This window comes from Siccibacter colletis, from assembly GCF_000696575.1.
GTDB classification, from domain to species: Bacteria; Pseudomonadota; Gammaproteobacteria; order Enterobacterales; family Enterobacteriaceae; genus Siccibacter; species Siccibacter colletis.
Map to the genome: position 1 here is coordinate 352,658 of NZ_JMSQ01000006.1, position 21,203 is coordinate 373,860.

Below are 21,203 nucleotides of genomic sequence, written 5' to 3' on the forward strand. Positions count from 1 at the left end.
GAAGACGGGGTTTACCCTACACGGCGGTATAGCGATGAAAAAATTCTCCGTTACGGGGGCGTGCCTGCTGACGCTCTCGCTGATGATGGGGAGCGGTGCGGCGCAGGCAAAAACGCCGCCCGATCAGCTCATCATGGGCATGAACATGAACAACCTGCTCACCCTCGACCCGGCGGCGATGACCGGCAACGAGGTGGTGGGCATTGTGGTGAACCTCTATGATTCGCTGGTGGAGCTGGACCCGAACCAGCTGACCAACGTGCGCCCGGCGCTGGCGGAGTCCTGGGATATCAGCCCGGACCGCAGCACCATCACCTTTCATCTGCGCAAGGACGTCACCTTTCACTCCGGCAATCCGCTGACCGCCGGGGACGTGGTGTGGTCGATGCGTCGCCTGCTGCATCTCAATCTGGCGCAGGCCTCGGTGTGGAAATCCTACGGCTTCAGCAAAACCAATATCGACCAGCAGGTAACCGCCCCGGACGCCTATACCGTGGAGCTGCGCTTGCCGAAGCCCAACGATCCGAAGCTGGTGGTCTATTCGCTGGCAGCGCTGGGCAATCTTGGCGTGCTCGACAGTAAAACGGTGCAAACCCATGAAGTGAATAACGACTGGGGCAACCGCTGGCTGACCACCCATACCGCAGGTTCCGGGCCGTTTATGCTGGAGGTGTGGCAGGCCAAAGACGTGCTGCGCATGAAGCGTAACCCGGCCTACTGGCGCGGCGCGCCGAAGCTGGATCGCGTGGTGCTGCGTCATTTTCAGGAGTCCCAGACGCTGCGCCTGATGATTGCCAAAGGCGATCTGGATGTCGCCAGCAATATGGCGGTGTCGGACGTCAATGCCCTGCGTGAAGATCCCAGTGTGACCGTGGACGCGGTGAAAAAGGGCACCATCTACTACGTGGCGATGAGCATGAAAGAGGCGCACTTCGCCAACCCGAAAGTGCGCGAAGCGGTGCGCTACCTGATTGACTATCAGGGCATAAATAAGGCGCTGATGCCGGGCTACGGCGTGCTGCACCAGCGGCCGATTCAGTCCGGCATGGCGGCGACGCTGCCGAACCCTGGCTACCGCCTCGACATCCCGCGCGCGAAAAAGCTGCTGGCGGAAGCGGGCTACCCGGACGGGTTTGATACCACGCTGCGCGTGCTGGCGGATCAGCCATTCATGAATATCGCCATTGCCGTGCAGTCCACCCTGATGCAGGGCGGGATCAACGCCAAAATCGTCACCGGCACCGGGAACCAGATCTACGGCGCGATGCGCGAACGCAAATTCGACATGCTGGTCGGGCGCGGCGGCAGCGGCGTGGAGCCGCATCCACACTCCAGCCTGCGCGCCCTGGTCTACAACCCGGATAACGCCGATGCCGCACGCCTGACCAACTTCCAGGGCTGGCGCACCAGTTTCTACGACCCACCGCTGAACCAGATGATCGATAAGGCGCTGCTGGAGCAGGACCCGGCGAAGCAGGTCGGGCTTTACCAGGCGGTGCAGACGCGCTACGACCAGCTGATCCCGGCGATGATCCCGCTGTCGCAGATGGTGGATTCGGTGGTAGTGCGCAACGAGGTGAAAAATTACCAGCCGCACCCGTCAGCCACCACCTGGCTGCGCGAGGTGTACAAGCAACCCGCTGATGCAGGAGGAGACAAAGGATGACCAGCGCCATTCTCGCCCCGGGCTCCCGCGCCCGACGCTTCTCAAACCGGCTGTTGCAGGTCGCGGTGACGCTGTTTGGCCTGCTGCTGCTGACCTTCTTTATCGGTCGCGTGATGCCGGTTGACCCGGTGCTGGCAATCGTCGGGCCGGACGCTGACCAGAGCACGTACGATCAGGTCTATCAGCAGCTGGGGTTTGATAAGTCGCTGCTGACCCAGTTTGGTATCTACCTTAATGCCCTGTTGCACGGCGATCTTGGCAATGCGCTGCTTACCGGTAAGCCGGTGGTGGACGATATTATTCGCGTCTTCCCGGCTACCCTTGAGCTGGCGACGATGGCGATTATCGTCGGTGCCGGCCTCGGCATCCCGTTAGGCGTGCTGGCGGCGGCGCGGCGCAACAGCGTGGCAGATTACGTGGTGCGCATTATCAGCCTCGCCGGGTATTCCACGCCGATCTTCTGGGTCGGGATGATGGGCCTGTTGCTGTTTTACGCATGGCTTGGCTGGGTGGGCGGTGCCGGACGGCTGGATCTTGGCCTTGACGGCGCGGTGCCGCACCGTACCGGGCTGATGACCGTGGACGCGTTGCTGGCCGGCAACGGCACCGTGTTCTGGAACGCCATTAACCATCTGGTGCTGCCGGCTTCACTGCTCGGTTTCCACTCCCTGGCTTACATCAGCCGCATGACACGCAGCTTTATGCTGGCCCAGCTTTCGCAGGAGTTCATCATCACCGCTCGGGTGAAAGGGCTGACCGAGCGCCAGGTGATCTGGAACCACGCGTTCCGCAACATTCTGGTGCAGCTGCTGACGGTGGTGGCGCTGGCTTACGGCTCGCTGCTGGAAGGGGCGGTGCTGATCGAAACCGTGTTCTCCTGGCCGGGCTTTGGTTCGTATCTCACCGGCAGTCTGCTGCTGGGGGATATGAATGCGGTGATGGGCTGCGTGCTGCTGGTGGGGGTGATCTTCGTGATGCTCAACCTGCTCTCCGACATGCTGTATCAATTCTTTGATCCGAGGACGAAATCATGACGGTATCCCTCGATTCTCCGGTACGGGTGGCGACTGGCGAACGCCGTCAGCGCCTGCGTCGCATGGCGGCTCGCTCGTTTGGTTTTCTGGGCCGCATGGCGCGCAACCCGCTGACGGCGATTGGCGGCGGCATCATTCTGCTGCTGCTGATTGTGGCGATCTTCGCCCCGTGGATCGCGCCGTATCATCCGCTGGTACAGGACCTGGAAAACGCGCTGCAGGCGCCGAACGCCGCGCACTGGTTCGGCACCGACGAGTTTGGCCGCGACATTTTCAGCCGCCTGGTGTACGGCGCGCGCATCACGCTCTATATCGTGCTGCTGGTGTCGATCACCGTCGGGCCACTCGGGCTACTGCTCGGCGTCACCGCGGGCTACTTCGGCGGCAAAATTGACACCGTGCTGATGCGCGTGACCGACATCTTTATCTCCTTCCCGAGCCTGGTGCTGGCGCTGGCCTTCGTCGCCGCCTTAGGTCCGGGGCTGGAGCACGTGGTCATTGCCATTACCCTCACCGCCTGGCCGCCTATTGCCCGTCTGGCCCGCGCGGAAACCCTGTCGCTGCGCCAGGCCGATTTTATCTCGGCGGTGCGTCTGCAGGGGGCGTCATCGGTGCGCGTGCTGTGGCGTCATATCGTGCCGCTCTGCCTGCCGTCGGTGATTATCCGTATCACCATGAACATGGCCGGCATCATTCTGACCGCCGCCGGGCTGGGCTTCCTCGGCCTCGGCGCACAGCCGCCGCAGCCGGAGTGGGGGGCGATGATCTCCAGCGGTCGCACCTACATGATGGAGTGCTGGTGGGTAGTCACCATTCCGGGGCTGGCGATCCTGATCAACAGCCTGGCGTTCAACTTCTTAGGAGACGGCTTACGTGACATCCTCGATCCTCGCAGCGAGTAATGCCCCGCTGCTTGACGTGCGCGACCTGCACGTCGACTTTATCAACGGGCGCGCGGTGACCAACGCGGTGCGCGGCGTCTCTTTTGAACTGGGCCGCGAGAAGCTGGCTATCGTCGGCGAATCCGGCTCCGGGAAATCCACCGTCGGGCGCGCGCTGCTGCGCCTGCATCCGAAAAAGGCGCGCATCACCGCCACGCGCATGCAGTTTGGCGATGTCGATTTGCAGCGCGTCAGCGAAGCCCAGATGCGCGACATTCGCGGCAAGCGCATCTCGATGATTATGCAGGACCCAAAGTACTCGCTGAACCCGGTGGTGTGCGTCGGCGATCAGATCGCCGAAGCCTGGTTGACGCACCATCCGGGGCAGAAAGCCGCCGCGAAAGCCAAAGTGCTGGAGATGCTCGACGTGGTGCGCATTCGCCAGCCGGAGCGCGTCTATCAGCTCTACCCGCACGAAATCTCCGGCGGGCAGGGGCAGCGCATCATGATCGCCATGATGCTCATCACCGACCCGGAGCTGGTGATCGCCGATGAACCCACATCAGCGCTGGACGTGTCGGTGCGTCTGCAGGTGCTGGGGCTGCTCGACGACCTGGTGCGCGAGCGCGGGCTGGGGCTGATCTTTATCAGCCACGACATCAATCTGGTGCGCAGCTTCTGCGACCGGGTGCTGGTGATGTATGCCGGACGGGTGGTGGAGTCCATCGCCGCCCGGGATCTGGACCGCGCGCAGCATCCTTATACCCAGGGGCTAATCAATGCCCTGCCGGATATCCATCACCGCCGCGACCATCTGCCGGTACTGCAGCGGCAGGCCAGCTGGTTAAGCGAGTAAGGAGCGAACATGGATAATATGATTGAAGTACGCAACCTCAACCTTGCGTTCGGCGAAGGCGAGAAGCGCAACCAGGTGCTGTATGACGTGGACTTCGCGGTAAAACGCGGTGAGATTTTCGGGCTGGTGGGGGAGTCGGGCTCCGGGAAAACCACCGTGCTCAAGTGCCTTGCCGGGCTCTTTACCCACTGGCAGGGAGAGCTTGCCATCAACGGCACGCCGCTGGAGCACCGCATCGGCCACGAGCGCTGCCGGCTGGTGCAGATGGTGTTTCAGGATCCTTACGGTTCGCTGCATCCGCGCCATACCATCGGCGACATCCTTGAAGAACCGCTGCAGATCCACAACCTGCCGCAGCGCGACCAGCGCATCAATACCTGGCTGGACAAGGTAGGGCTGAACCGCGCCTTCCGGGATCGCTATCCCCATCAGCTCTCCGGCGGCCAACGCCAGCGCGTGGCGATTGCCAGGGCGCTGATCCTGGAGCCGCAGGTGCTGCTGCTGGATGAGCCGACCTCGGCGCTGGATGTGTCGGTGCAGGCGGAGATCCTCAATCTGCTCGGCGATCTGCAAAAGGAGTCGCAGCTGACGTATCTGATGGTGACCCATGATCTGGGGGTGATCGCCCATCTGTGCCAGAAGGTGGCGGTGATGCAGTACGGTAAAATCCTTGAAACCCTGACCACCGATGCGCTGGTGAACAACGGTGCCGAGGCGGATTACACCCGCATGCTGGTGACCGCCAGCCAGCAGTACTCCCGCGAGATGGCGCGGGAGGTGGCGGCGTATTAAGGGGGAAGTGTAGGATGGGTAAACGGAGTGCACCCATCGTGTACTTACGCCTCCCGTTCTGTCATGAGGACTATGGCAGTAATTGTAGGGTGGGTAAGCGTAGCGCACCCACCTTTAACGTGTATCCACCGTTTGTGGCGTGAGATCTATGGTATTGCGGTGAGGGTTCCGTTCACCGTGGCACCGCGCTTACATGGGAACGCTGCTGCACGTGAACGGGTGAAGGGGGCTCGCCGCCGCCCCCTTCACCATCCCGGCTCCCGGCTAAAAAACCGGCCCTGCGGGCTGCCCTTGCCTCCGGCGTTTCGCTTCCGGTCGGGCGCGATACCCCATCCCGGGGCTCGCGCCCTCTGGCGGTTCCCGACCGCCAGCCCGGACTCAACGCCTGCGGCGCGGCGGTTTTGATGCCGGATGGGGCCATCCTCTGGCGTGGGTTATTCGCGTTTATGGTGGGTGCGCTGCGCTTACCCACCCTACCGGTTTCAGAACGGGCGTAGGGTGGGTAAACGGAGTGCACCCACCGTTTACCTGCGCATCCGTCGTTTGTGACATCACGCCTATGGGATTACGGCAAAGGTTCCGTTCACCGTGGCACCGCGCTTACATGGGAACGCTGCGCACGTGAACGGGTGAAGAGGGCTCGCCGCCGCCCCCTTCACCATCCCGGCTCCCGGCCAGTAAAACCGGCCCTGCGGGCTGCCCTTGCCTCCGGCGTTTCGCTTCCGGTCGGGCGCGATACCCCATCCCGGGGCTCGCGCCCTCTGGCGGTTCCCGACCGCCAGCCCGGACTCAACGCCTGCGGCGCGGCGGTTTTGATGCCGGATGGGGCCATCCTCTGGCGTGGGTTATTCGCGTTTATGGTGGGTGCGCTGCGCTTACCCACCCTACCGGTTTCAGAACGGGCGTAGGGTGGGTAAACGGAGTGCACCCACCGTTTACTATGCGCCTACCATTGGCGTTATTACTTCAGCAGTTCGCAATCCGGCGGCAGGCGGCACATCAATGCGTGTGGCATGACGTCAATGCGGAATGCCTGTCCGGTGAGGGGTTCGCCGTCGAGGTTGAAGGTGATGTCGTGCGGTGCCGTGATTTCAAACCACGCGGAGCTGCCGTCGACGATGTTCGGGCTGTCCTCCGGGTGGGTGAGCGTGGTGAACAGCGCCGGGAGCAGCTCTTCGCCGGTATAAATGCGCAAATCCAACAGGCCATCGTTAATCAACGCATCCGGACAGAGCTGCTGGCCGCCTCCCGCCTGACGCCCGTTGCCGATGCCAATCACCAGCGCGTCGCCCTGCCACTGAAAACCTTCGCCGCGGATCTCGCAGCGGTCCGGCTTCAGGGTGTCCATGCGCATCAGCCCGTGAATCAGATAGGAGACGCCGCCCAGCGCGGCTTTCAACCGCTCCGGCGTTTCGGTGGTAATGCGTGTGCCGAAGCCGCCCGTCGCCATATTGATAAAATAGTGGTCGTCATTCACGCGCACGATATCAATAGCAGTGGTTTTGCCGAGCAGCGCCAGCGCCAGCGCTTTGTCCATCTCTTCCGGAATGCTCGTGCTGGTCGCAAAATCATTGGCGGTGCCGAGGGGTAAAATACCGAGCGCCGGACGTTTTTCCTGTGCAACCTGCGCCAGCGCTGCTGCCACTTCGTTAATCGTCCCGTCACCGCCGCCCGCGATCACCGTCGCGGCGCCAAGCTGCACCGCTTCATCCACATAGCGCACCGCATCGCCTTTTTCCCAGGTGACGCGGACCTGCAAATCCTGACCTTTTTCGCGCTGCGCCATCACCGCCTCGCGCAACGGTACGTTGTCGGCGCTTTTGCCGTTGAGAATTAACAGAGAAATCGGGGTGTTATCCATCATAGAAGCTCAAAGAGAGAATCATAGAGAAAGTGTATCCCACCGCGCGCAGAAACGCCCAGGAACAGGATGAAAGCGGAAAAAAATAAGCCTGCGTAAGGGAGATTACGCAGGCGAATGAGGTGGTTCCTGGTACTTCAGCTGTAAGAGTTATGTTTTTCAGCGCCGGCGATAATACCCATGCTAAACGAAACGGTATGTGATCCGTTTCGAAGAAACGTTAGTCGGGAAAAAATAACAATAATTAACTATTTCGCATGGGGGTTACGGGTAGATTGCCCGGCCAGATTGCGCATAAGCAACGCATAATCCAGCGCCATCTCTTCCGGCACCGGTAACCAGACCGTATAACCATCGCCGGGTGCGACCGGCATCACGTCGCCTTTGGCATTTTCCATATGCTCCAGCGTAAAGTTGACGTTACCCTGCGGGGTCATCAGCTCCAGGCTGTCGCCGACAGAGAATTTATTTTTTACCGCCACCGCTGCCAGCGCGCCTCTGCGTTCCCCGGTAAATTCGCCGACAAACTGCTGACGTTCGGAGACCGAGTAGCCGTACTCGTAATTCTGGTAGTCGTCATGGGTGTGGCGGCGCAGGAAACCTTCGGTGTAGCCGCGGTGCGCCAGCCCTTCAAGGGTTTCCAGCAGTGAGGTATCGAACGGCTTGCCGGCTGCCGCATCGTCAATAGCGCGACGATACACCTGCGCGGTGCGCGCGCAGTAGTAGAACGACTTGGTGCGGCCCTCGATTTTCAGCGAGTGAACGCCCATCTGGGTCAGACGCTCCACGTGCTGGATGGCGCGCAGATCTTTGGAGTTCATGATATAGGTGCCGTGCTCGTCTTCGAAGGCGGTCATGTACTCGCCCGGACGCTTCGTCTCTTCAATCATAAACACGCTGTCGGTGGGCGCGCCGACGCCGAGGGTAGGCTCCACGTTTTTCACCGGAATCGGTTCATGAACGTGAACGATATTGCCGACGTCATCCTCTTTGCCTTCCTGGACGTTATATTCCCAGCGACAGGCGTTGGTGCAGGTGCCCTGGTTCGGATCGCGCTTATTGATATAGCCGGAGAGCAGGCAGCGGCCGGAGTAGGCCATGCACAGCGCGCCGTGGACGAAGATTTCAATTTCCATCTCCGGCACCTGCTGGCGGATCTCTGCGATCTCCTCCAGCGACAGCTCGCGGGAGAGGATCACGCGCGTCAGGCCCATTTGCTGCCAGAACTTCACCGTCGCCCAGTTCACCGCGTTAGCCTGCACCGACAGGTGAACATCTATCTGCGGAAACGCCTCGCGTACCAGCATAATCAGGCCCGGATCGGACATAATCAGCGCGTCCGGCCCCATATCAATTACCGGCTTGAGGTCGCGGATAAAGGTTTTCAGCTTGGCGTTGTGCGGGGCGATATTTACCACCACATAGAATTTTTTGCCCAGCTGATGCGCTTCATTAATACCGAGCTGCAGGTTCTCGTGGTTGAACTCGTTATTACGCACCCGCAGGCTGTAGCGCGGCTGGCCCGCGTACACCGCGTCAGCGCCATAGGCGAAAGCGTAACGCATATTTTTCAGCGTTCCCGCCGGGGAGAGTAGCTCTGGTTTAAACATGTGGTTCTCGGTCTGATGTCAGGTCAGATCCGTCTCGGGTGAGACGGCGGGGAGCAAAGGTATTCCCCTACGTTAAGGGCGGGAATTGTAGCTTTCACTATCAGCGTTGGCAATGAACAATATTTGCCAGAAGAGGATCTGGCATCACCTGATATGGGCCCGAACAGATAGCCTGAAGTCAGTCAGAATTCTTATTTTTCTGCGTAGTATTTGAATCAGCCTCACGGGTGATATATACAGGCTCCACTGAAATTACAGCGAGTATTTATTATGCAGGATGCTAGCAGAAGTACGGATATATTTTTTATTATTGAGCAGTTATATCCTCGCGATTCGCTGATGCCTTCCATCGGGGAGTTAGGTCCATCACTCATGCAGGTATACCGGACGGTCTACGAGCTGATTGTGAAACAAGATATTTATCTTGATGGGCATAAAATAAAACCCGGCAATACGACCCTCTGGCAATCAATTAAATATATGACGGGTGGAAAGGTAACGATTAACGATGCCCCTGGACACGATTGTCTTTATAATCTGGTCTATAGCGGCAGCACTATGGTTGCTGTACCGCTTGATGGATTTGAAAGTAACAGGCTGAATCTCTTGTCAAAAAAATTAGTCTTCACGCCGCCGATTTTTAATTACGGTAGCGATCCGGTAAAAAGAATCAACCTTTACGCGCGCGGCGGGCTTTCATTTTTTATGGAGGAGGGCGGCCAGGGTACGCCCATCGCTGCGGCGAAATACAACAGGAAAACCGGTGAATTGATGGTCATCAGGTCGCGGCGCGAACTTTCACAATTAATGGCAATAGTTGCTCATAAATGCAAAAAACGATGATGAATAGTGCTCTTACCGCAACCTTACTGGTAATTATCTGGCTGATTATTGGCTACCATATCGATAATCTTGTCATCGGCTGTTATTTTCAGGGGTACCCGCTGGTAATAAGGGATATCCATTGGGCAATGATAAAACCTTTATTCAACAGCGCCGCATTCGGCATGTATATTGCTGGCGAGTATTATCTTTTGAGGCGTAAACGTTTTTATCCGGTGTCGCTGATAAGTCAGGCAGGTTTGCTGCTGGCAAGGCTCATGACTCTGGCGGTAATATTATTTCTGTACAGATATGTTGATCCGCTGATGCGTAACGTCGAGGTAGCAGCGGCGGAAGTCGCTATTTCAGCCGATGATATCGATTTTTATAGGTGTTATATCCTAGCGATGGTTATCCCGCCGTTCATGCTTTATCTGCGCGCAACGTTAAGCTACGCGCCGGATCACCCTCGCCGTTAACCCTGCTGAAAGGTGGGCGTAGCTGCCCACCGTACTCATAACCCGCGCGGCTACCCCAGGCGGCAGGCGTCCGCTTCCCAGCGATAGCCGACGCCATAGACGGCACGAATAAACGACTGTTCGGCGTCGAGCGCTTCAAGCTTGCGGCGCAGGTTTTTGATGTGGCTGTCGATGGTGCGGTCGGTGACCACGCGGTAGTCATCGTAGAGATGGTTCAGCAGCTGCTCGCGGGAAAACACCTTGCCCGGCTCGTGAGAGAGGGTTTTCAGCAGGCGGAACTCCGCCGGGGTGAGATCCAGCAGTTTGTCCTGCCAGCTGGCCTGGAAGCGGCCTTCGTCAATGATCAGCGGACTCTGCGCATCCAGCGCCTGCACCTCGCGCTGCGGTTTGCAGCGGCGCAGGATAGTTTTCACCCGCGCCACCACCTCACGCGGGCTGTAGGGCTTGCAGATGTAGTCATCGGCACCAATTTCCAGCCCCAGCAGGCGGTCAATCTCCTCAATTTTCGCCGTTACCATCACAATCGGAACGTCGGAAAAGCGGCGGATCTCCCGGCATAGCGTCAGCCCGTCGGTGCCCGGCAGCATCAGGTCCAGCAGGATAAGATCCGGCGGCGTCTGGCGCACGTAAGGCAGCACCTTGTCGCCGTGGCTTATCAGCGTCGGGTTGTAGCTTGCCGCATGCAGATAGTCGATCAGCAGCTGCCCCAGTTTGGGTTCATCTTCTACGATAAGAATGCGTGGGGCGTTTTCATCAAGGATTAAGCCGGTCATGCGTCTCTCGGTAAGTCAGGATCCAGAGGAAGGTCAACTGTAACGCGTAATCCGCCGGATGGCGAATGGCTGGCGCTCAGCGTGCCGTTGTGCGCGGCGACAATGTTCTGGCAGATGGCAAGCCCAAGCCCGGAGCCACCGCTGGCGCGGTTACGCGAGCCTTCGGCACGGTAGAAGCGCTCAAACAGCATCGTCAGTTGCTCGTCATTGACCCCCGGTGCGGTGTCGGAAAAGTGCAGCGCCAGGCTGCGGGCGCTCAGCTCGCCGGTAATAAGTAACTCCCCGCCGGCGTCGGTGTAGCGCAGGCTGTTTTCCAGCAGGTTGTTGAACAGCTGCATCAGGCGATCGCGGTCGCCAAATACCGTGGCGCGATCGGGCAGGGAGAGCCGCAATTGCAGGCCTCGGCCGTTGAATCGCTCCCGGAACGCGCCCGCCGCCATTTCAATCAGGGTGATGATATCCACTGGCGCTTTCTGATAAGCCAGCGCGCCTTCGTCGGACATCGACAGCTGATGCAGATCGTCCACCAGCTTGGTCAGGGTACCCACTTCGGCCTGCAGCGAAGCGACCGACTCCGGGGTGAATTTACGCACGCCGTCCTGAATCGCTTCCAGCTCGCCGCGCAGCACCGCCAGCGGCGTACGCAGCTCGTGGGAGATATCCGCCATAAACGCCCGGCGCATGGTCTGGTTCTTCTCCAGCGTGCTGGCGAGCTGGTTGAAATCCTGGGCCAGCTTGCCCAGTTCATCTTCCCCGGACGGCGTGACGCGGGTGGTGAAATCCCCGGCGGCGAGCTTGTGGGTGCCCTCCACCAGCCGCTTCACCGGAGAGAGCAGCCCGCGCGCCAGCGGGAAAGTGGCCAGCGCCGCCAGCAGGGTTGCCAGCCCGACGATCAGCCAGCTGGTGCGCCGCTGCTGGCGGTCGAAGTTAATATCGGTATTGCGGGTCAGGCGCTCTACCGGCGAGGCGATCACTTCCCCGACCTGCTGACCATCGACCTTAATCTGGCGGCGCATGCCGTCCGGCGGCACCGGGGAGCGCGGGCCAACCAGCACCGCGCCGCGCTCATCCACCACCCAGAACTGGGTGCGCCAGCCGTGGGGCGGCATACCGGGGCCGGGGCGATCTTCATCCCCGTCGTGCTCCAGCGAGCGCAGGATCTGAAAGACAAAGCGGTCGTTGTTACGCAGAAAACGCCAGTCGCCGTGCAGGGCATACTGCTCGCTCAGGGCATCGCTCAACCCCTGCAGGCGCTGCTCGTTGCCGCGCTTAATGTAGTCGATAAAACCATGCTCAAAGCTCAGCCGTACCGCCCAGTGCATGGTCACCAGCAGCACCAGGCAGGTGGCGAAGATGGCAAGGAACAGCTTTCCGGTGATGCCGGGGCGCCAGAATTTCATTTATGACTCCTTGTACGACGCGGGATGGCGACGTTTTGGCTGCGCTCCTTCGCGACCCGGGCAAAAATCAGCGCGGGCAGGGCGATAATCAGGGCCATGCAGATATAGGTGTAGAAGAAGATATGGTGGACGTCGTCGCTCGCCGTCTGGATATGCTGGTGGCCAAACATGCCGAGCAGCAGGCCCGCTACGGTAACGCCGATACTCATCGAAAGCTGCATCACCATCGACAGCAGACTGTTGCCGCTGCTGGCCATCTCGTCAGAGAGATCTTTCAGCGTCAGGGTGTTCATGGCCGAGAAGCGCACCGAGTTGATCATCCCCTGCGCCACCAGCACCACCGGCAGCAGCCAGAACCAGCCCATCAGCGCCACGCCCATAAACAGCAGGCTCACCAGCGCAAGGCCGAGCGTGGAAACCACCAGCACGTGGCGGTAGCCGAAGCGGTTCACTACCTGCACCACGATGCGCTTCATGCCCATGCTGCCGAGCACCATCGGGATCATCATCAGCCCGGCGTGGAACGGCGAGAAGCCGAGGCCAATTTGCAGGAATACCGGTGTCATGAATGGGAGCATACCGCTGCCGATACGCCCGCACAGACTGCCGAACAGCGCCAGCGAAAAGCGGCGGTTGGCAAACAGGCGCAGGCTGAACAGCGCATTGGGGTTGCCGCGCGCGTGCCAGAGATAACCCAGCAGCGCGAGTACGCCGCCGATTGCCAGCGCAGTCAGCGTTAGCGGCGTCAGGCCGAGGCTTTTATAGCCGTCCAGCGTCAGGGTCAGCGCCGCCATGCCCAGCGCCAGCAGGGCGAACCCGGAGAGGTCGAAACGGCGGGTCTGCATGGTGTAGTTGGGCATCAGCCATAGCGTGGCGATGGCCCCGGCGATGCCCACCGGCAGATTGATCAGGAAAATCCAGTGCCAGGTGGCGTACTCCACCAGCAGCCCGCCGAGCGCCGGACCAAGCAGCGGCCCGACCTGGCCTGGCAGGGTGACAAAGGTCATCGCCGCCATGTACTGCGCCCGTGGCACGATTTTCATCACCGTCAGCCGTCCGACCGGCACCATCATTGCGCCGCCGATGCCCTGCACCACGCGCGCCGCCACCAGCTGATTCAGGGTAGAGGCGCTGGCGCAGAACAGTGAACCGAGGGTAAACAGCACGATGGCGGTGAAGAAGATGTTGCGCACGCCAACGCGATCCGCCAGCCAGCCGCTGGCGGGCAGCATCACCGCCACCGTCAGCACGTAGGCAACGATCACCATATGCATATGCAGCGGACTGGCCCCGAGGCTTTCCGCCATTGAGGGCAGGGCAGTATTGACAATGGTGGTATCCAGCGCCTGCATAAAGAAGCCAAAGGCGACGATCCACAGCTGCCAGCGCACATTGTCGGGTAAATCATTCATCGCTATTCACTCGCCGATACGGTCTGTTCCTGTCGGGGGCGGCGTGCGAAGCGCAGCCGCAGCTTATCGAAGAAGAGATAGATCACCGGCGTGGTGTACAGCGTCAACAGCTGGCTCATCACCAGCCCGCCGACAATGGTGATACCCAGCGGCTGACGCAGTTCCGCCCCGTCGCCACTGGATATCACTAGCGGCAACGCGCCGAATATCGCCGCCAGCGTGGTCATCATGATCGGCCGGAAACGCAGCAGGCAGGCCTGATAGATCGCCTCGCGCGGCGTCATACCGCCCCGGCGCTCCGCCTCCAGCGCGAAATCCACCATCATAATGGCGTTCTTCTTCACGATACCTATTAATAGCATGATGCCAATCAGCGCGATAAGGCTGAAGGGCGCATCAAACAGCTCCAGCGCCAGCAGCGCCCCGACACCCGCCGAGGGCAGAGTAGAGAGAATGGTCAACGGATGCACGTAGCTTTCATAGAGTATGCCAAGCACGATGTAGACCGTGGCGATGGCGGCGATAATCAGGATCACCTGTGAATCGAGAGTTTCCTGGAAGATCTGCGCGGTGCCGGCGAAGCTGCCGCGTACCGATGACGGCACGCCAAGCTGCGTCATGGCGCGGTCGATATCGGCGCTCGCCTGGGAGAGCGAGACCCCGGTGGGCAGGTTAAACGCGATGGTAGAGGAGGCCGACAGCCCCTGATGGTTGACCGACAGCGGCGCGTTGGCCGGCTGCCATTTCGCGAAGTACGACAGCGGGATCGGTTTACCCTCGTCGTTGATGACAAACATTTTCTCCAGCGCGCTGATATCCTGGGTATAGCGCGGGTCAACCTCCATCACCACTTTGTACTGGTTCATCGCCTCGTAGATGGTGGAGATCTGGCGCTGGCCGAAGGCGTTATTCAGCAGGCCGTTAGCGTCCTGCACGCTGATGCCGAGCCGCGCCATGCTCTCCCGGTCATAGACCAGGTTCATCTCCGCGCCGTTATCCTGCTGATCGGAGTTAACGTCGGCCAGCGTCGGCAGCTTCGCCAGCGCGCTACGGATCTTCGGCTCCCACTCGCGCAGGGCGCTGAGATCGTCCGACAATAGCGTGTACTGGTAGCTGGCGTTGGACTGGCGTCCGCCGACGCGAATGTCCTGTACCGCCATCAGGAACAGGTTAGCGCCCGGCTCACTGGCAAGCTTCTTGCGCAGCCGGTCAATGATCTGCTGCGCCGACTCGTTGCGCTGGTCCCGCGCTTTCAGGGTGATAAACATCATCCCGCTGTTGACCCGCGAGCCGCCGGTGAAGCCGGTGACGTTATCCACTGCCGGATCGTCGCGGATGATCTTCATGAAATCTTCCAGCTTGCCGCGCATCGCCTGGAACGAGATGCTCTGATCGGCCTGAATGCCGCCCATCAGCACGCCGGTGTCCTGCTCCGGGAAGAAGGTTTTCGGAATGGCGATGTAGAGCCAGACGTTCAAGGCGATAGTGGCAAGAAACACCACGCCCACCAGCCGGGCGTGATCCAGCACCCAGCCGAGCGAGCGGGCGTAACCCTGATTGAGCGCGGTCCAGAGACGGCCGATGCCGCGCGAGCGCGTCGGAGTATGCGGCCTGGTGCGCTTCAGCAGCCAGCCGCACATCATCGGCGTCAGCGTCAGGGAGACCACCATCGAGATACCGATCGCCACCGAGAGCGTGACGGCAAACTCCCGGAACAGCCTGCCCGGCAGGCCGCCCATCAGCAGCAGCGGCATAAACACCGCCACCAGCGAGACGCTCATCGACAGCACGGTAAAGCCAACTTCCCGCACCCCCTGTAACGCCGCCTGCAGCGGTTTCATCCCCGCCTCAATATGGCGGGCGATGTTCTCCAGCACCACGATGGCGTCATCCACCACAAACCCGGTGGCGATGGTCAGCGCCATCAGCGACAGGTTATTCAGGCTGAAGCCGCACAGGTACATAGCGGCGAAGGTGCCAATCAGGGATACCGGCACCGCCACCGCAGGGATAAAGGTGGCGCGACCGGATCGCAGGAACAGAAATACCACCAGGATCACCAGCACCACCGAGATAATCAGCGAGTGCTCCACCTCCGCCAGCGAGGCGCGAATGGTGGGCGAGCGGTCCTGGGCGATTTGCAGATCAATGGCGGCGGGGATGGTCTCCTGCAGCTCCGGCAGCCGGGCGCGGATGCTGTCCACGGTCTGAATGATGTTGGCTTCCGGCAGCTTGCGGATCATCAGCAAAATGGCCGGCTTTGCGTTGGTCATCCCGGCGTTACGCACGTCCTGCACCGAGTCGGTCACCGTCGCCACGTCGCCCAGACGCACCGCCGCGCCGTTGTTGTAGTGAATAACCAGCGGCTGATACTCATCGGCGGTTTTCAGCTCGTCGTTGGTCTGCAACTGCCAGCGGCGGGTGTCGTCCTCCACCGCGCCCTGCGGACGGCGCACGTTGGCATTGCTGATGGCTTCCCGCACCGCATCCAGCGACACGCCCTGGTTAAACAGCGCCTGCGGGTTCAGCCCGACGCGGATCGCGGGCAGCGAGCTGCCGCCGACATCCACGTCGCCAACGCCGTCAATCTGGGCAATGGTCTGCGCCAGTTGAGTGGACGCGAAATCGTAGAGCTTACCCTGAGAGTACGTATCCGAGGTCAGCGTCAGGATCATGATCGGCGAATCCGACGGGTTAGCCTTGCGGTAGGTCGGGCGCGACGGCATCCCGCTCGGCAACAGGCTCTGCGACGCGTTGATCGCTGCCTGCACGTCGCGCGCCGCACCGTTGATGTCGCGGCTGAAATCAAACTGCAAAATGATGCGCGTGCTGCCGAGCGAGCTGGAGGAGGTCATCTCATTGACCCCGGCGATGCGACCGAGCGCACGCTCCAGCGGGGTTGCCACCGATGACGCCATGGTTTCCGGCGACGCGCCGGGCAGGGAGGCGCTCACCATGATCACCGGGAAATCCACCTGCGGCAGCGGGGCCACCGGCAGCAGCCGGAAGCCGAGCACGCCGCACAGGGTGATGGCTACCGACAGCAGGATCGTCGCCACCGGGCGGTGAATGAACAGGGCGTAAAACTTCACTTACGCCTCCTCTTCACGGGTCGGGAAACGGCGGCGCACCGCCAGCGCCAGGCGGTCAAACAGCAGGTAAATCACCGGCGTTGTGAACAGCGTCAGCACCTGGCTGACCAGCAGCCCGCCCACCATGCCAATACCCAGCGGGCGGCGCAGCTCTGCACCGACCCCGGTCGAGAGCATCAGCGGTAGCGCCCCCAGCAGGGCGGCCAGGGTAGTCATCAGGATAGGGCGGAAGCGCAGCAGACAGGCCTGATAGATCGCCTCATACGGCGTCATGCCCTGCTCGCGTTCGGCGGCCAGCGCGAAGTCGATCATCATGATGGCGTTTTTCTTGACGATGCCGATGAGCAGAATGATGCCGATGATGGCGATAACGTCCAGCTCCGCCCCGGCAACCATCAGGGCCAGCAGCGCACCCACTCCCGCCGACGGCAGGGTCGAGAGAATGGTGACCGGGTGAATAAAGCTCTCGTACAGCACGCCGAGCACAATGTACATCGCCACAATCGCGGAGACAATCAGCCACACCGTGCTGCCGAGCGCCGCCTGGAAGGCGAGGGTGCTGCCCTGGAACGCGGTGGTGATATCGGTCGGGAAGTTCAGCGCCTGTTCGGTGTCGGTGATGGCCTGCACCGCTTCGCCCAGCGAGTAGCCGTCCTGCACGTTAAACGAGATGGTGGTGGACGGGAACTGGTCGAGGTGGTTGATCGTCAGCGGCCCGAAGCGTTGCTCAACCTTCGCCACCGCGCTGAGCGGCACCACGCCGCCGTCGCTGCTGGTGAGGCGAATATTATCCAGCGCATCGAGGCCCGGCGTCGCCTCGGTATTGTGCTCCAGCACCACGCGGTACTGGTTCGCCTGGGTATAAATGGTGGAGATCAGCCGCTGGCCGAAAGCGTTATACAGCGCGTTGTCCACATCGCTCATGGTGATGCCGAGCCGGCTGGCGCTGTCGCGGTCCACTTTCACATACGCCACCAGCCCTTTGTCCTGCCAGTCGCTGCTGACGTCCAGCAGCTCCGGGCGGGTCTTCAGTTCGTTCATCAGGGTCGGCACCCAGGTGCTGAGTGCCTCCAGCGAAGGTGCCTGAAGCGTGAACTGATACTGGGTACGGCTCACCGTGGTATCAATGGTGAGATCCTGGGTCGGCTGCAGGTAGAGCGCGACGCCCGGCACCGCTGCGACCTCACGCTGTAAGCGCTCAATGATTTCCGGCACCCGGTCATCGCGCGCATCAAGCGCTTTCAGGTTGATCTGCAACCGGCTGCTGTTGAGCGACGGGTTAGTGCCGTCCACGCCGACAAACGCCGTCATGCTCTCCACCGCCGGATCTTTCATGATCAGGTCGGAAACCTGACGCTGGCGCTGGGCCATGCTGGCGAACGAGGCCGACTGCGGTGCCTGTAAAGTGCCCTGAATAATGCCGTTGTCCTGTACCGGGAAGAAACCTTTCGGGATCAATACCCACAGCAGGACGGTTAATGCCATCGTGCCAAGCGCCACCCCGAGGGTCAGCCACGGATGGTTCAGCACGCGCTTTAACAGCACGCCGTAGCCGGCAATCACCCGCTCGAAGAAGCGCTCCGAGGCACGTGAGAAGCGGTTCTGCTTGCGCAGGGATTCATGGCTCAGCATGCGGGCGCACATCATCGGCGTCAGGGTGAGCGAGACGATGGCCGAGATCAGTATCGCCACCGCCAGCGTCACGGCGAACTCGCGGAACAGACGGCCCACGATATCGCCCATAAACAGCAGCGGGATCAGCACGGCAATCAGTGAGAAGGTGAGGGAGATAATGGTAAAGCCGATCTCGCCTGCGCCCTTCAGCGCTGCCGCCAGCGGTTTTTCGCCCTTTTCGATGTAGCGCGAGATGTTCTCGATCACCACGATGGCGTCGTCCACCACGAAGCCGGTGGCAATGGTCAGGGCCATCAGCGTCAGATTATTGATCGAGAAGTCGAGAAACACCATCACCGCAAAGGTGCCGATCAGCGACAGCGGCACCGCCACGGCGGGAATGATGGTCGCCGGCACGTTGCGCAGGAACAAGTAAATAATCATCACCACCAGTGCAATCGCCAGAATCAGTTCGTGCTGGGTATCGCTCACCGAGGCGCGAATATTGGTGGTGCGGTCGGTCAGGAGTTTTACCTCCACCGACTTAGGCAGGCTTTCGGTGAGCGACGGCAGCAGTTTGCGGATGCTGTCGGCGGTATCGATGATGTTGGCCCCCGGCTGACGCTGGACGTTCATCACGATGGCCTGCTCTTTATTCGCCCAGGCACCCAGCCAGCTGTTTTCCGCCCCCTGTTCAATAGTCGCCACATCACCGAGACGGATCGCCGCCCCGTTCTGATAGCCGATAATCAGGTTGCGGTACTCCTCTGCCGACTGCATCTGGTCGTTAGCGGAGAGGGTGATGGCGCGGGTCGGGCCGTCAAGGCTGCCTTTGGCGGAGTTCACGTTGGCGCTGGTGATGGCGGTGCGCACGGTTTCACTGGTCAGCCCGAGGGCGGCAAGTGCCGGGGCGTTGAGCTTCACGCGCACCGCCGGGCGCTGGCCGCCGGAGAGCGTAACCAGCCCGACGCCGTTGACCTGCGAGATCTTCTGCGCCACGCGGGTCTCAACCATATCTTCTACCTGGGTCATCGGCAGGGCAGAGGAGGTGACGGCGAGGGTCATCACCGGCGGATCGGCCGGGTTCACTTTGTTATAGACCGGAGGATTGGGCAGGTCGGAAGGCAGCAGATTGGTGGCGGCATTGATCGCCGCCTGCACTTCCTGCTCCGCCACGTCCAGCGGCAGGGTGAGCTGGAACTGCAGCGTCACCACCGAGGCACCGCCGGCGCTCTGGGAGGACATCTGCTTCAGGCCGGACATCTGGCCGAACTGGCGCTCCAGCGGGGCGGTGATGGCTGACGTTACCACGTCCGGGCTGGCACCCGGATAGAGGGTAATCACCTGAATGGTCGGGTAGTCCACCTCCGGCAGCGCCGACACCGGCAGGAAGCGGTAGCCGATAATCCCGGCCAGCAGAATGGCGATCATCAGCAGCGTGGTCGCCACCGGACGCATGATAAACAGGCGTGACGGGCCGCCGGTGGCGCTGGGCGGTAATACCTGCATCAGGAACGCGCTCCCTGAGAACCGGCGCGGGTGTTAGCCGCTGGCGCGGCGTCAGCGCTCTGGGCTTCCACCACCTCCACGCTGGCGCCCTCGGTGAGGCGGTCGATACCGTCGGTCACCACGCGATCGCCCGCTGAGAGCCCGGCATCAATCACCACGGTCTGGCTGTTCTGGATGCCCGGCGTCACGAGGTGCTTACTTACTTTATTCTCACTGTTGAGTACCCAGACGAAATTACCTTCGTTACCCATCTGCAAGGCGGCGGCGGGGATCACGACCGCGTTGTGCTGGGTATCCACCAGCATACGGGCATTGACGAACTGGTTAGGGAACAGCACGTCATCTTCATTGTTAAAACGCGCTTTCAGCTTGATGGTGCCGGTGGTGCTGTCGATCTGGTTATCGAGGCTCAGCAGCGTGCCGGTGGTGATTTTCCGTTTGTTGGTGCGATCCCAGGCCTCGACGCTGAGGGTGCCGTTTTTGCGCGCCTGCATCACCGTCGGGATCTCGCTCTCCGGCAGGGTAAACACCAGATCAATCGGGTGCGTCTGGGTCAGCACCACAATCCCGGCGGTATCGCCGCTGGAGATCTGATTGCCGACGTCCACCTGTTTTAAGCCCACGCGGCCATCGATAGGGGCGGTGATGCGGCTCCAGTCCAGCTGTAGTTGGGCGCTCGCCACCGCGGCCTGATCGGCTTTGATGGTGCCAGCGGATTCCGCTACCAGCGCCTGCTGGGTGTCCAGCTCCTGACGGGAAACGAGATTGGTTTTCACCAGCTGCTGGTAGCGGGCCAGATCGCGCTTCGCATTAGCCAGCGTCGCCTGGTCGCGCGCCAGCTGGCCCTGCGCCTGGGCAAGGGCCACCTTAAACTGGCTCGGGTCGATCTCGGCCAGCAGATCGCCGGCTTTAACCTGCTGCCCTTCTTCGAAATGCAGCGCCAGTAGCTGGCCATCAACGCGGCTGCGCACCGTGACGGTGTTAGCGGCGGTCACAGTGCCAAGCCCGGTCAGATAGCGGGGAACCGATTCGCTGCGTGCCGTGGCTGCCTGCACCGGGGCCAGCATGGCACCGCGCATGCCGCGACGACCTTCCGCGCCCGCGCGGGCAGCGCTGCCCTGGGCCTGCGGTGTGCCTTCGGTAGAGGTGCTATAACGCCACCAGGCAACGGCGGCAATAATCAGAACAACAACACCCGCGAGCATGACCCACCGGGATTTCTGCATACCTTTCATATGGCGTGATTTTCTCTTCCATAACATTAGCGGGGATGATAACCCGTCGGGCTGCCGGCTGCACAGCGTGAGCCGGGCGGCATAATCAGCTAAGTGTAGTAATCCCTGCGGGTAGAAAGATGGAGGAAATATGAAACAACGTCGAGATTCGTCTGAATGAGGCAGGG

15 protein-coding genes are annotated in these 21,203 nt (G+C 61.0%); 7 read left to right on the forward strand and 8 right to left on the reverse strand.

The genetic code is table 11. The features are described 5' to 3' along the window. Positions 1-34: 34 nt before the first annotated feature. From ET34_RS0107340 to ET34_RS0107360, 5 genes are read left to right on the forward strand one after another with little or no spacing between them, the layout of a single operon-like run. The gene (locus ET34_RS0107340) at positions 35-1,666 is read left to right on the forward strand and encodes an ABC transporter substrate-binding protein (protein WP_031520785.1); all 1,632 of its coding nucleotides are present in this window, start codon (positions 35-37) and stop codon (positions 1,664-1,666) included. Then, positions 1,663-2,700, forward strand: a complete 1,038-nt coding sequence (locus tag ET34_RS0107345; protein ID WP_031520786.1) for an ABC transporter permease — start codon at positions 1,663-1,665, stop codon at positions 2,698-2,700. The genes ET34_RS0107340 and ET34_RS0107345 overlap by 4 nt, the downstream gene beginning before the upstream one ends. Beyond that, the gene (locus ET34_RS0107350) at positions 2,697-3,602 is read left to right on the forward strand and encodes an ABC transporter permease (RefSeq protein ID WP_031520788.1); all 906 of its coding nucleotides are present in this window, start codon (positions 2,697-2,699) and stop codon (positions 3,600-3,602) included. Before ET34_RS0107345 ends, ET34_RS0107350 begins: the two co-directional genes overlap by 4 nt. Further along, on the forward strand, positions 3,574-4,437 hold the full coding sequence (locus tag ET34_RS0107355) for an ABC transporter ATP-binding protein (RefSeq protein WP_031520790.1): 864 nt from the start codon (positions 3,574-3,576) through the stop codon (positions 4,435-4,437). The genes ET34_RS0107350 and ET34_RS0107355 overlap by 29 nt, the downstream gene beginning before the upstream one ends. 18 nt (positions 4,438-4,455) lie before the next feature. Next, positions 4,456-5,229, forward strand: a complete 774-nt coding sequence (locus ET34_RS0107360; RefSeq protein WP_031520792.1) for an ABC transporter ATP-binding protein — start codon at positions 4,456-4,458, stop codon at positions 5,227-5,229. A gap of 961 nt (positions 5,230-6,190) precedes the next feature. Here the strand turns inward: ET34_RS0107360 and yegS are convergent. Beyond that, a complete protein-coding gene (gene yegS / locus ET34_RS0107365; protein WP_031520793.1) occupies positions 6,191-7,090 on the reverse strand; it encodes a lipid kinase YegS in 900 nt (299 codons plus the stop codon). A gap of 248 nt (positions 7,091-7,338) precedes the next feature. After that, complete coding sequence (gene trhP / locus ET34_RS0107370) at positions 7,339-8,700, reverse strand: prephenate-dependent tRNA uridine(34) hydroxylase TrhP (RefSeq protein ID WP_031520795.1); 1,362 nt, start codon at positions 8,698-8,700, stop codon at positions 7,339-7,341. Between the two features lie 270 nt (positions 8,701-8,970). Here trhP and ET34_RS0107375 point away from each other — a divergent pair, with 270 nt between their 5' ends. Together ET34_RS0107375 and ET34_RS0107380 are read left to right on the forward strand one after the other, a co-directional pair. Continuing rightward, entirely contained in the window at positions 8,971-9,543 is a 573-nt protein-coding gene (locus ET34_RS0107375; RefSeq protein WP_031520796.1) for a hypothetical protein, read from the forward strand. After that, positions 9,540-10,001, forward strand: coding sequence for a hypothetical protein (locus ET34_RS0107380; protein WP_031520798.1), 462 nt, complete (start codon positions 9,540-9,542; stop codon positions 9,999-10,001). The genes ET34_RS0107375 and ET34_RS0107380 overlap by 4 nt, the downstream gene beginning before the upstream one ends. Positions 10,002-10,051: 50 nt before the next feature. On the opposite strand, the gene baeR is transcribed toward ET34_RS0107380, so the two are convergent. From baeR to ET34_RS0107410, 6 genes are read right to left on the reverse strand one after another with little or no spacing between them, the layout of a single operon-like run. Next, positions 10,052-10,774, reverse strand: a complete 723-nt coding sequence (gene baeR, locus ET34_RS0107385) for an envelope stress response regulator BaeR (RefSeq protein WP_031520800.1) — start codon at positions 10,772-10,774, stop codon at positions 10,052-10,054. Next, positions 10,771-12,174 carry an envelope stress sensor histidine kinase BaeS gene (gene baeS / locus ET34_RS0107390; RefSeq protein ID WP_031520801.1) on the reverse strand — a complete coding sequence of 468 codons (1,404 nt, stop codon included), beginning with the start codon at positions 12,172-12,174 and terminating at the stop codon, positions 10,771-10,773. The genes baeR and baeS overlap by 4 nt, the downstream gene beginning before the upstream one ends. Further along, a complete protein-coding gene (gene mdtD, locus ET34_RS0107395; protein ID WP_031520803.1) occupies positions 12,171-13,586 on the reverse strand; it encodes a multidrug transporter subunit MdtD in 1,416 nt (471 codons plus the stop codon). Before mdtD ends, baeS begins: the two co-directional genes overlap by 4 nt. Positions 13,587-13,588: 2 nt before the next feature. Then, positions 13,589-16,678 (reverse strand): multidrug efflux RND transporter permease subunit MdtC, encoded by a 3,090-nt coding sequence (mdtC, locus tag ET34_RS0107400; protein WP_031520804.1) that lies wholly within the window; start codon positions 16,676-16,678, stop codon positions 13,589-13,591. Next, on the reverse strand, positions 16,679-19,801 hold the full coding sequence (locus ET34_RS0107405; RefSeq protein WP_031520806.1) for an MdtB/MuxB family multidrug efflux RND transporter permease subunit: 3,123 nt from the start codon (positions 19,799-19,801) through the stop codon (positions 16,679-16,681). Further along, complete coding sequence (locus ET34_RS0107410) at positions 19,801-21,036, reverse strand: MdtA/MuxA family multidrug efflux RND transporter periplasmic adaptor subunit (protein WP_031520808.1); 1,236 nt, start codon at positions 21,034-21,036, stop codon at positions 19,801-19,803. The genes ET34_RS0107405 and ET34_RS0107410 overlap by 1 nt, the downstream gene beginning before the upstream one ends. Between the last annotated feature and the right edge of the window lie 167 nt (positions 21,037-21,203).